Annotated in this window: 11 protein-coding genes; 2 read left to right on the top strand and 9 right to left on the bottom strand. The window is 61.4% G+C overall.

All coding sequences use genetic code 11. From position 1 onward, the window contains the following. Nucleotides 1-2: 2 nt before the first annotated feature. The 9 genes from GTP27_RS16860 to GTP27_RS16820 all read right to left on the bottom strand — a co-directional run bounded on the left by GTP27_RS16860 (nt 3) and on the right by GTP27_RS16820 (nt 9,501). Complete coding sequence (locus GTP27_RS16860; protein WP_229634083.1) at nt 3-527, bottom strand: RidA family protein; 525 nt, start codon at nt 525-527, stop codon at nt 3-5. Between the two features lie 13 nt (nt 528-540). After that, entirely contained in the window at nt 541-954 is a 414-nt protein-coding gene (locus tag GTP27_RS16855) for a c-type cytochrome (protein ID WP_161040330.1), read from the bottom strand. Next, nucleotides 951-2,558 (bottom strand): flavin monoamine oxidase family protein, encoded by a 1,608-nt coding sequence (locus GTP27_RS16850; protein WP_161040329.1) that lies wholly within the window; start codon nt 2,556-2,558, stop codon nt 951-953. Before GTP27_RS16850 ends, GTP27_RS16855 begins: the two co-directional genes overlap by 4 nt. A 321-nt stretch (nt 2,559-2,879) precedes the next feature. Then, a complete protein-coding gene (locus GTP27_RS16845) occupies nt 2,880-4,709 on the bottom strand; it encodes a TnsB C-terminal domain-containing protein (protein WP_161040328.1) in 1,830 nt (609 codons plus the stop codon). 256 nt (nt 4,710-4,965) lie between these two features. After that, on the bottom strand, nt 4,966-7,131 hold the full coding sequence (locus tag GTP27_RS16840; RefSeq protein WP_161040327.1) for a DEAD/DEAH box helicase: 2,166 nt from the start codon (nt 7,129-7,131) through the stop codon (nt 4,966-4,968). 331 nt (nt 7,132-7,462) lie between these two features. Further along, on the bottom strand, nt 7,463-7,678 hold the full coding sequence (locus tag GTP27_RS16835; protein ID WP_161040326.1) for a hypothetical protein: 216 nt from the start codon (nt 7,676-7,678) through the stop codon (nt 7,463-7,465). A gap of 62 nt (nt 7,679-7,740) precedes the next feature. Then, a complete protein-coding gene (locus GTP27_RS16830; RefSeq protein WP_161040325.1) occupies nt 7,741-7,998 on the bottom strand; it encodes a hypothetical protein in 258 nt (85 codons plus the stop codon). Between the two features lie 62 nt (nt 7,999-8,060). Continuing rightward, nucleotides 8,061-8,531, bottom strand: coding sequence for a hypothetical protein (locus GTP27_RS23820; RefSeq protein ID WP_229634081.1), 471 nt, complete (start codon nt 8,529-8,531; stop codon nt 8,061-8,063). A 163-nt stretch (nt 8,532-8,694) separates the two neighbouring features. Then, nucleotides 8,695-9,501: an SDR family oxidoreductase gene (locus GTP27_RS16820; RefSeq protein WP_161040324.1), complete on the bottom strand. Its 807-nt coding sequence runs from the start codon at nt 9,499-9,501 to the stop codon at nt 8,695-8,697. 112 nt (nt 9,502-9,613) lie between these two features. Here GTP27_RS16820 and GTP27_RS16815 point away from each other — a divergent pair, with 112 nt between their 5' ends. Continuing rightward, a complete protein-coding gene (locus tag GTP27_RS16815; protein ID WP_161040323.1) occupies nt 9,614-11,245 on the top strand; it encodes a M28 family peptidase in 1,632 nt (543 codons plus the stop codon). Nucleotides 11,246-11,257: 12 nt separating this feature from the next. After that, nucleotides 11,258-11,956 carry a dienelactone hydrolase family protein gene (locus GTP27_RS16810; protein ID WP_161040322.1) on the top strand — a complete coding sequence of 233 codons (699 nt, stop codon included), beginning with the start codon at nt 11,258-11,260 and terminating at the stop codon, nt 11,954-11,956. Nucleotides 11,957-11,977: the final 21 nt, after the last annotated feature.

Raw genomic sequence — 11,977 nt, 5'->3', positions numbered from 1 at the left:
AATTATTTTTTCGCGGCCAGCACTTCGATCTCCACCAGCCAGCCGGGGTTGCTCAGCCCCGCTACCTGCACCACGGCGCGCGCGGGCAGGCTGGTCTGGCTACCGCCAAAGTGCTGGGTATAGGCTTCCATAAAGCCCTTGGTATCGGCCTTGCCGCCCTTGGCCGGATCGCCGACCAGATACACGGTCATCTTGATCACGTCCGGCATGTCGAGCTTCATCCCCTGCAGGATTTCCTTGATCTTTTTCAGCACCGTTTCCGACTGGGTTCGGGTATCGCCAAAGGCAGCGATCGAATCCGGCGCGGCGCTGGCATCGACCACGGCAGGCACCTGACCGCTGACGAAGTGCAGCGTGGCGGCGGGCGGCACCGTTACCGCCAGCGCGATGGGGAAGTCCGAGCCGGGTATCTTGTGGCGCACAATGTCGGCTTTCGGTGCGGCGCCAGCGCTCTGGCAGGCAAGTGCCAGCGCGGCCGGAACCATCAGGCCTGCCAGTACGCGTTTCAGTTGAGGGGCTTTGTTCATGGGCTGTGCTCTTTCAATGTTTGTTGGACATCTGGCCGTTGCTGAATGGTTCTACCTGCAGCGCATCGCGCAGGGACATCACTTCCGCCTCGCTCAGCGGCGCGGCCTGATTGCCCCAGCTGCTGCGGACGAAACTGAGAATGGTGGAAATATCCTGATCGCTCAGGCTGTCGCTAAAGTCCGGCATGCCGCCGCGCCCCTTGAGCAGCACGGTGGCCACCTCGGTGCTTTTGCCCTGCACGAATTTGTTCCCCGCCAGCGCAGGAAAAGCGCCCGGTATGCCTTTGCCGGTAGGCTGGTGGCAGGCCGCGCAGTTCTTCAGGAACAGCGCCTTGCCATCCATCCCGTCGGCCCGCGCCGGCGCCGTGGCTGCGGCGGCAATGGCCGCTACGACGAGCAGCGCGAATTTGAACAAGCCTTGTTTCATACACTGGCCCTCGCATGGATTTTGGCGATCTGCTGCCAGGCCGATTCGATAGCACCGGCCTGCCAGCCCGTCAGATAACTGAGATGCTCTCCTGCCAGCAGCACGCGGCCCTCGCCTTCCACCAGCGTGGGGTAGGCGGCGGCGCGGGTCTTCTCAGTCCACTCCGCCCAGCCGCCAAGGTTGTACTGCACCCGGTGCCATGCGACGGAGAAGGCAGTCTCGAAGTTTTCGCTGTATTGCGGGAAGATCTTCTGGCCGGCTGCCACCGCAAAAGCGGCACGCTCTTGCGGCGACAGGGCGCTGACTTCGATCGCGGCTGTCTGGTACTGGTAGTACCCCAGCAGCACGCCTTTTTTCCCCTGCCAGCCGGTCGACGGCAGCGAGATGGTATTGATGCCTTTCAGGTCGGTCAGGATATGACCGCCGTACAGGTGCTCGTCTTCCTCCCAGAAGCGGCGTTTCATCTGCAGGCCGATTTTGCCGACCGGCGCATAGGACACCGTAGCGATGGCCTTTTTGAATTTGTCCGAAAAATCGGTGTCGATCTGGCGCAGCACGGAGAGCGGTATCGCGCACAGGCAGTAGTCCGCGCTGATGCTGGCCAGTTTGCCGCTGCCCGTGTCCTTGTAGGTGACGGTCACGCCCTTGTCGTTCTGACGGATAGTCTGCACTTCCGAGCGATAGCGGATATTCTTGCCAACGCGTTTCTCGAACGCTTTGGCGATGGCGTCCATCCCGCCGACGGGCTGGAACATGGTGTTCTGCATGGGGAAATCCTGCACCGCGCTGTACACGTGGCCCAGCTTGGAGGCCAGCAGGTCCTTGAAGCCCAGCGGGTCGGACGGCGTGCCTGCGCCGGGCGACATGCCGGCGCCGGGATTGACGGCATAGCCACGGCCACTGCGGCCTTTGTACTGCAGGTCGGCGCCGGACAGCTGGCCTTCATGAGCCAGATAGTCGAGCAGCAGGCGCTGATCGTCCGGCGTCAGTTGCTGGTCGAGCTGCCGGTTCTTGACGGATTTGGCCAGCAGTTCGGAAACGTGGCCGCGCATATCGGCCTTGATTTCCGCTACCCGCATGCGCTTGCCGGCAAACGGACCGGCATTTTCCGAGTACACAAAGGCATGGTCGTTATCGTTGACCATCACTTCCAGCGGCACTTCGAACAGGCGGGTGTAGTGCAGCGTAGACTGGTGATGCAGCGGTATCCGCCATGGGCCGTGGTTGATGTAGTGGCCCTGATCGAATTCGCAGGTCTGCTTCTCGCCGCCCAGTTCCGTCAGGCTGAAGCCTTTGCGGGCGGTCTGGCAGCGGCCACCGGCAAAGCTGCGCGCTTCCAGTATCTGGCAGTGGTAGCCCAGTTTTCCCAGTTCGTAGGCTGCCGTCATGCCGGCCAGACCGGCACCCAGAATCAGTACCTTCTTGCCTTTGCCGCTGCCTGTCAGGGCCGGTGGTTCCGAAGTAGTGGAACCTATGCCCATGCCCCATGCATTCATGGTATTGAGCAGCAGCCCCGTTCCGCCAACTGCAGCGGCGCGATACAGGAAGTCTCTGCGAGTAAAAGAACTAAACGATTTAAACTGTTTTACTGTCTTGCTTTCCATCTGCTTCCTCACCGATTTGCTAAAAGTCTGATGCGCAAGTGATGCCGCGATGACTACCATCTAGCAATCGGTGTGCCACAAATGAATAAATAAATAAACTTGCTTCACATTGAAAGCGCGCCTTTATTCATATGGTTTACTTTCTCGGGGCGCGTAAGCGCTATGAAAGGCGGGAGAAAAATACTTTATTTTTTTAATGGAATTTCAGCTGCCGGATGCACGGCATAAAAATCACCGCGGACGCACCAGATCGATGCGGCCACAGTGAAAAAACAGGAATCGGGGATGAGAATCTGCGGGCCGAAAGCCCTTTGCACCAGGCTAGTTCACGTAGCTGGCGTAGGTATGCGTAGTAGCACGTAGTGCGGGGGTGGCAGAACGCAGTGCAGTGCGCGGCAGCAGTGCAAACTCGACCTGCGCCAGCTGCTGGGGCGCACTGCTATCGAGCAGATGGCAGGCGTGATACTGCATCGGCGCAGCGGCATCGAGCAGGTAGATGGTTTCCATGTCGGCCGGGTCATAGGCTATCCGGATCTTCCATGGTCCGCGCGTACGGGCGCGCTCGTACCAGCCTTCGTCGAAGGCGCGCATGCAGGTATAGAATTGACTGAATAGCTGTATCCCTTCGCTGCACACCAGCGCATCCGTCACCGGCAACAGGCTGCAGCGCAGCAGATGTTCGGGATAGGTACGCAGCGAACTGCCATGGCTTGCCATACCCTGCTGCCAGCGCTGTAGCGGCGTAGCACCATCCAGAACAGCACGGGTGTTGTAGTAGAGGATAGCGTCCAGTAGCAGACGGTGGAATTCATCGAGATCGAGCACGCCATCCAGCCGCCCCTCGGCGGCCTGCGTTGCCGCGGGCAGCAGCCGGAAGCGCCGCTGCAGCACCGGCAGCCACGCTTGCGGCGTATCGAGCGCTACGCACACGGGCAGATTGAAGTTGTTCAGCAAAGGCGTAAACACGCCACCCGTACCCAGCTCCGGCGCCAGTTTCAGGCTGGCGGGCAGGTGCTGCACGGGCCAGTCCGCCGCAGCGATTTCGCGTCCGCGTGCGGCGCAGTAGCGCACTTTATCGGCGCCGCAATGGGCCAGTGCCAGCAGGGCATGGGCACGATTCACGCCACCAAAGCCGATGTAGTAGCCGGTAATCATGCCGCTATAGGCATCCGTCACCAGATACAGCCATGGCCGGCCTATGGTCTGCAGCCGGTCTGCGCGCGACACCAGTTGCAGCTCAGCCTGCAGCACGGATAGATAGTAGGCAGCGCCGGGACGCCCCGTCGCCGCTAGCCTGACTTCATCCTGCGCCGGTCCTATCGCGCAGGATGCATTGCCAGCCGCTGGCTGCGCTGCGCCCGCCGCGCGACGCTGCACCTGTGACGGCCTGTCATCGTCGTAGTCCAGCCAGTAGTTGAACTGGCCAAAGCTGGGCAGACTGGCATGGGATGCTGCCTGCACCGCCACGATACGCCCCGTTTCACCATCTATGCGGCGGCTGCAGAAGAACTCCGCCAGCATCTGCCGGTAGGCACCCTGACGGGAGAAGCGCGCGTGGTCCGCCGCGTAGCGCGCTACCGCCACCCGTATCACGCGGCGGATATCGTCATCGATATTTACGCCCGCACTATCGGCTGCGCCGTCCTTGCGCGGCCGTCCCCGTTTGACGCCCTCCGACGCCTGCCGCACCTTGCCCCGCCCGCCGGAGTTGGCATAGTCGGGCAGCAGCGCGTTGGGCGTCTGCCCGCGCTGCCAGTAGCGCCGCAGATAACGATACACGGTGGGATGCGATACGCCATGCTGACGGGTCGCCTGCGCCACCAGCGCACCGCGCATATGGGCCTGATAAATGGCCGGTTCCTGCGCGACCAGCGGGGCGATGATCTGCCAGGCACGGTCACGCAGCGCCAGATGCTTGGGCGCGGGCTGCTCCTGCCCCAGCAGCATCAGATAGGGGTCAGTGAGTGCTCTGCTGGCGCGCCCCGCCTCCAGATCGGCACGGATGCGCGCCAGCGTCCAGCGTTCCACCTCGCTGCCCTGCCCGGCCACATCGAACAGATAGGCGTAGCGCTGGCGCGGGTCTATCCACAGTATGCGCAGGGTGCGCGCGGCCGGCTGCGTGTAATGCAGCAGCTCATTGCGTAGCAACATTTTCACCCCGCCCTTGTATTCCAGCCATCCACCGCCCTCCCGTATCCGGTTCCTAGCGCATGCTTGTCTTGGATATGCAATAAGCGCGCCAGACTGGCGCAAGGGCATGCAGCCATGCTTTACGGCCTGAGCATGCCCTGTTGAAGAATGATAAGCTTGTTATTGGTGCAATGCAACAGATCGCCGCACTGAGTCCGTGCACGGACAGCAAGCACAACAGGGCCTTGCGGCCCTGTCGGAGGTGAGCATAAGGGGATCAGTACTTCTTCTTGGCTTTCGCACCGGCGGCCGGTTTTTTCGGCGGCGTGGACTTGCCCGATTCCGGCGGCATGCGGTCGGCATGGCTGATTTTCAGCTGTGCGCCGCCTACCCAGACTTTACCCAGATGCTTGAACAGATCGGGCGGCATACCGTCCGGCAGCTCCAGCATGCTGTAGGTATCGAAGATTTCGATACGGCCGATATGCTTGGCTTCCAGCCCTGCTTCGTTGGCGATGGCGCCAACGATGTTGGCCGGCGTGGCCGCATGGTTGCTACCGACTTCGATGCGGAAAGCGCTCATGGGTATTGCGATCTTGCCCGGCTTTTCCTTTTTCTTCTTGGGCGCGGTTTCCGCCAGTTCGTCCGCTTCCACGCGTGCCGCCTTGGCCAGCGGCGAGCTGGCCGAGCTTAGCGGAGCAGCCGCCTTGGCTACCTTGCTGGCCGGCTTGGCGGCGGCAGGTGCCGGCGTCTCGCCATCACGGCTGATGCGCAGCTGCTGGCCAGCTACCTTGATGCCGGCCAGATGAGCCAGCACTTCGCTATCGAGGTTGTCCGGCATATCGAGCACGGTGTAATCGTCGTAGATTTCGATCCGGCCGATATGCTTGGAGTCTATCCCGCCTTCATTGGCAATTGCGCCGACAATATTGCCCGGCTTGACGCCGTGCTGGTAGCCCACTTCGATGCGGAAGGTCTGCATGCCCGGATCAGGCGCGCGCATCACCCGTTCTTTTTTCGGGAAGCGGTCGGCACGCTCGGCACGGTCGCCGCGCTCGAAGCCTACCTGACGGCCCGGACGCTCATCCCAGCTGGCAGCCGGAATCTGCTGCTTCTTGTCGAGCAGCAGCGGCACATCGCCGCGCGCCATCTTGGCCAGCGCTGCAGCGATTTCGATGGCAGGAATATTCTGCTCGCGCTCGAAGTCTTCGATCAGCGACTGGAACTGCTCCAGCTCGCCCTGCGCCAGCGTCTCGCTGATCTGCGATTTGAATTTGGCGATACGCACATCGTTTACCGCCTGTATGGTCGGCAGTTCCAGCATGCCGATAGGCTGGCGGGTAGCGCGTTCGATCGATTTCAGCAGACCCTTTTCACGCGGAGTGATGAACAGGATAGCCTCGCCGCTACGGCCGGCGCGGCCGGTACGGCCGATACGGTGGGTATAGCTTTCCGGATCGTGCGGCACATCGTAGTTGACCACGTGGCTGATGCGTTCCACGTCGAGGCCACGGGCTGCCACGTCGGTCGCTACCAGTATGTCGATCTTACCATCCTTGAGCTGCTGGATAGTACGCTCGCGCTGCGCCTGCTGGATGTCGCCATTGATGGCGGCTGCCGAGAAGCCGCGCGCCTGCAGCTTTTGCGCCAGTTCTTCCGTGCCCAGCTTGGTGCGCGAGAAGATGATCATGCCGTCGAAATCTTCCGCTTCCAGTATGCGGGTCAGCGCGTCCAGCTTGTGCATGCCGCTCACCAGCCAGTAGCGCTGGCGGATGTTTTCATTGGTGCCGGTCTTGGCAGCGACCGTGATTTCTTTCGGGCTGCGCAGATAGGTGTTGGCGATGCGGCGGATAGCCGACGGCATGGTGGCCGAGAACAGCGCCGTCTGGCGCGACTCCGGCGTCTCCTGCAGGATGCGCTCGACATCGTCGATAAAGCCCATGCGCAGCATTTCGTCGGCTTCGTCCAGCACCAGCGTTTTCAGCTTGGACAGATCGAGCGAACCTTTATCGAGGTGATCGATCACGCGGCCGGGCGTGCCAACCACCACGTGCACGCCGCGGCGCAGCGCCGACAGCTGCGGGCCATAGCTCTGGCCACCGTAAATAGGCAGTACGTGGAAGCCGGGAATATGCGCAGCATAGGTCTGGAAAGCTTCGGCGACCTGGATCGCCAGTTCGCGCGTAGGCGCCAGCACCAGCGCCTGCGGCGTGGTCTGGCGGATATCGATGCGCGACAGGATAGGCAGCGCAAACGCTGCCGTTTTACCGGTGCCGGTCTGGGCCTGGCCCAGCACGTCGAGGTTCTCGAGCAGCAGCGGGATGGTGGCCGCCTGAATCGGCGACGGGGATTCGTAACCGACGTCTTTCAGCGCCTTGATCAGGGGAGCGCTGAGGTCCAGATCGGAGAACAGGGTTACGGGGGAAACGGGGGATACAGACATGGCGTCACTCACAAGTATGTTCGAATCGCCTAATTGCGAAAGAAATTTGTGCGTAGTTTACTCTGTCTGGCCGCTTTCAGCCCGATTTTGCCCAAAATTCGCGAAAACATGGCCGAAATCACAGTATTTCCTGCTAAATCACCCGGCCATAAAAAAACACAGGCCACAGCCTGTGCTTTCCGGGTTCCTGCGCCGCCCAGGCCATACTGGTCCGGGGCGGCACGTCCTGCATGGTGACGCTGCTTGCTGCAAGCTGAAGGTCAGCTTAGTGCCGCCAGCTTGATCTGGCGGCCGGGGTACTACCTGAAGGATGTTGCTAACTAGCTGACGCTTATTTGCTGGCGGCTGGTGCCGATGCTGCTGGCATCGATGCCGAAGCCGAAGCCGCTGCAGCTTTCTCTTTCTTGTGATGAGTTGCTTTCTTCGCCGGTGCGGATGCTGCAGGAGCCGAAGCCGAGGCGCTCGCCGAAGCGGCAGGAGCAGGAGCTTGAGCGAAAGCGGCACCAGCGAACAGGGTGGCGATCAGGGTAGCGATAACTTTTTTCATGATAATTCCTCTTTACGGTCTATACGGTTTAGATGCTTAAGTCTGCTGCAGTGACTACCTGATTACTTGCTAGCTGCTGGTGCCGAAGCTGCAGGAGCCGAAGCCGATGCGCTAGCCGATGCTGCAACTGCCTTCTTGTGATGCTTGACCTTTTTCTCCACCGGTGCGGCAGGCGTCGATGCAGCCGGGGCCGAAGCTGCTGCTGCGGCAGCAGCAGGAGCCGATGCTTTGGCGCTAGCCGAAGCGGCAGGCGCAGGAGCTTGAGCGAAAGCGGCACCAGCGAACAGGGTGGCGATCAGGGTGGCGATAACTTTTTTCATGATAATTCCTCTTAACGGTATATACGGTTTATATGGTTAAATCTGAGTCAATTACTACCTGATTACTTGCTAACGACTGCTGGTTTTACTTCGTGTTTTGCAACAACAACTGGTGCTGCGACCTTGGATTCTTTAGCCTGGTGTTCGGCTTTGACTGGAGCGGTTTTCAATTCGGCCCTGGCGGCGACATGGGTGTCGGCGGCTTTGACTTCGGTGTCTTTTGCTTCGACAGTCTTGGCTTCTGCTTTAGCCTCGTGAGCTTTAGCTTTAACATCGGTTTTAACTTCGCCTTTCACCTCGGCCGGTTTGTGCGCCGCTTTAACTTCGGCCGCCTTGCTTGCGCCTTTCACTTCAGCCGTTTTGGTTTCTGCCTTGGCTTCCACTTTAGCTTCAGCCTTAGTTTCAGCTTTAGTTTCGGCTTTCACTGCGGCGGGTTTTACCACGGGTGCGGTGGTCGTGGTGGCAGCAGGCGTCTGTGCGAATGCTGCGGTAGCGAACAGACCGGCGATCAGGGAAGCGGTGATTTTGGTCATGATGTATTTCCTTTTCTGGGTTTCGGCATCGGGACAATCCCGTGTCGCATGAGCAAAAAACGGCCCGACTCCCCCGCCAGTTGACGGCAATTACAAGCGCTTACCGACTCTTACACTCGCTTACAAATAGCGCTTTTCAGCCCACTTACCGCTCCCACGGCGTTTAATGGGGCTGCGCCTCCTTTTTCACGGCGGCCAGCGCCATGCGCTCCACCAGTCCGGGCGCGATCAGCTTGAGCCAGCGTCCCAGCTTGCCCTTGGCCGACATCACCACCTCGCGCCGGCGTGCTTCCATGCCATCGATAATCAGCCGGGCGCACTGCTCCACCGGCATGGCCTTGTCCTCTTTCAGGCTGCTGCGCCCCAGTGCTCCTCCAGCGGCGTTGAAACCGCGATGGCGGATCTGCGTCGCCACCACGCCGGGATAGGCTATCGTCACGCTGACGCCTGCGCCGCGCAGTTCCGGCCGCAGCGCCTCGAAAAAGCCGCCCATGGCGAACTTGCTGGCGCCGTAGGCCGTGCGCCCCGGCACGCCCACCAGACCGGCCAGCGAGGACACTGCCACGATGCTGCCGCGCGTCTGCTTCAGATAGGGCAGTGCGGCATGGGTGCACCACACGCTGCCCCACAGATTGATACGCATCAGCTCCTCGTACCACGCCAGATTCTCCACCTCCTCGAACAGCGCGTGGGCCGAGCGGCCGGCGTTGTTGATCAGCGCATCGATGCGGCCAAAGCGCGCCACGCAGGCCTCGATCAGGGCGACGCACTGGGCCTGCAGCGAAACATCGGTGGGCACTACCAGCGTCTGCGCGCCGCTGGCGGCACAGCTGGCCGCCACCTGCTCCAGCTGTCCCGCGTTGCGCGCGGCCAGCACCAGCGCCACTGCGCTGCCGTGCCGCTGCGCCAACTGGCGCGCCATTTCTGCCCCGATGCCATCCGAGCTACCGGTAATGATGATGACTTTCATAGTTCTCCCCTGATCCGATCCGATTATTTTTACAACGGCACGGCGTGCAGTTGCTACCACAAGTAAAGTAAGATAAAGCCCTCTGCACCGAATTACACTTCATGGAGTAAACATGCGCATCCCGGCCCTCGCCATCGCTACCAGCCTCGCACTGGCTTCCTTCCACGCCCACGCCCAGAACGCTCCGACAGTAAGCGAGGGTCCGCTGCGCGCCCACCTGTCCTTCCTCGCCGACGACCTGCTCGAAGGGCGCGGCACCGGCCAGCGCGGCGGAGATCTGGCGGTGCGCTATCTGGAAACCCAGGCTGCCGTCATCGGCCTCAAGCCGCTGGCTGGCGGCGGCTACCGCATGCCGGTAAAGATCGAAGGCACCAAACTGCTGGCAAATAGCTTTGTACGCTTCCAGAACGCTGCCGGCAAGCAGATCACGCCGCTCAACGGCAGCGAGATCGTATTCGGCACGGCCGGCGGCAAAACCGACATCAGCATCGATGCGCCGCTGGTATTTGTCGGCTATGGCGCCATCGCCCCGGAAGAAAAATGGGACGACTACAAAGGCATAGACATGAAGGGCAAGATACTGGTCATGATGGTCAATGACCCGCAGCCGACTGCCGAAGAACCCAACCGCTTCGCCGGTAAAGCCTACACCTACTATGGCCGCTGGCTGTATAAATTCGAAGAAGCCGTGCGTCAGGGCGCAGCAGGCGCCCTGCTGATCCACACCACGCCGTCGGCTTCCTATCCATGGAGCGTGCCGGCCAATGGCTTCAGCCATGAACGCTTCCATCTGGCCGGTTCGGGCAACGCTATCGAAGGCTGGCTGCAGGAAGAAGTGGCGCGCAGCCTGTTCGCCGCTGGCGGCTTCGATCTCGATGCGCTGCGCGCCCAGGCCGAGCAGCGCGACTTCCGTCCGGTCGATCTGAAACTGAACGTGCACGCCGAGATCCACAGCGCCATCCGCCAGATCGAGCAGTTCAACGTGGCCGGTATAGTGCCGGGCAGCGATCCCAAGCTGAAACAGCAGGCCGTGGTGTACTCGGCCCACTGGGACCATCTGGGCATGGACGAAGGCGTAAGCAAGGAAGATGGCCACGACCACATCTGGAACGGCGCCATCGACAATGCTTCCGGCTCGGCCGCGCTGCTGGCCATGGCGGCAGAAGCCGTCAAGCATCCGGCCAAACGCACCCAGGTCTTCCTCTGGCCGGCCGCCGAAGAACAGGGCCTGCTGGGCAGCGCCGCCTATGTACGCAATCCGGCCTGGCCGCTGAACCAGACCACGGCCGACCTGAATCTGGACAGCATGAACTTTGTCGGCCGCACCATCGATATGGGCGTGGCAGGCGCCGAGCGCAGCAGCCTATACGAAGCCGCCGGCAAGGTGGCGCGCAAAATGGGCCTGAAGCTGGCACCGACCATTCCCGACCTGTCGGGCGCCTACTTCCGAGCTGACCACTTCAACTTCGCCAAGGCCGGCGTACCGGCCTTTAACGTGGGGTCGGCCGTGTTCTCCGGCGACGGCCACTTCGAATTCGAGCACGATCAGGAACATTCGAGCGCCAGGATGGTCTCGTTCAAGAAGGACTACCACCAGACCAGCGACGAATACCACCCTAGCTGGGATCTGTCGGGCATGGTGCAGCAGGCCCAGTTCACGCTCAACCTGGGCTACGCCGTCGGCAATGCGGCGGAAATGCAGAGCTGGAAGGCAGGCGATGCTTTCGGCAAGGTCAAACGTTAAAAGGAACAGGGCATGGAAACCAATAGCAAGTGGATCAATATAGAAAGCGCTAACGGCAGTTTCGGCGCCTATCTGTCGCTGCCACGCGGCGGCAGCGGCCCCGGCATCGTGCTGCTGCAGGAGATTTTCGGCGTCAACCAGCACATCCGCAACGTGGCCGACCAGTATGCGGCTGATGGCTATGTGGTGCTGGCACCCGACATCTTCTGGCGTCAGGGCGAGCGCATCGAACTCGGTTACGAAGGCGCGGACTGGCAGCGCGCCGTGGCGCTGATGAATGGCACCGACTTCGCGCTGGCACAGGCTGACGTTGCCGCCACCGCCAGCGTACTGCGCGCCCTGCCGGGCGTGGGCCCGCGCATCGCCTCGCTGGGCTACTGCTTCGGCGGCAAACTGTCCTATCACACGGCAGCCAACGGCGTGGTCGATGCCGCCGTGTGCTACTACGGCGGCGGCATCCAGCTGGGGCTAGATCGCGCCAGCGAGATCACCGGGCCGGTGCTGATGCACTTCGGCGCACGCGATAGCCACATCCCGCTCGCGGCAGTGCAAAGCATTGCGCACACCTTCGACGCTAACGAACAGGTGGAAATCCACGTGTATCCGCAGGCCGAACATGGCTTTAACTGCAACCATCGCAGTTCCTACCACCAGCCTAGCGCTGCACTGGCTAGAGGACATACACTACAGTTCCTGGCCGAACAGCTGTAAATCGGCGCGGGCCGTGCGCTA

Source organism: Duganella qianjiadongensis (genome assembly GCF_009857915.1).
Lineage (GTDB): Bacteria > Pseudomonadota > Gammaproteobacteria > Burkholderiales > Burkholderiaceae_D > Rugamonas > Rugamonas qianjiadongensis.
Note: the sequence above shows the minus strand (reverse complement) of the source record. Positions and strands in the feature narration are given on the sequence as shown.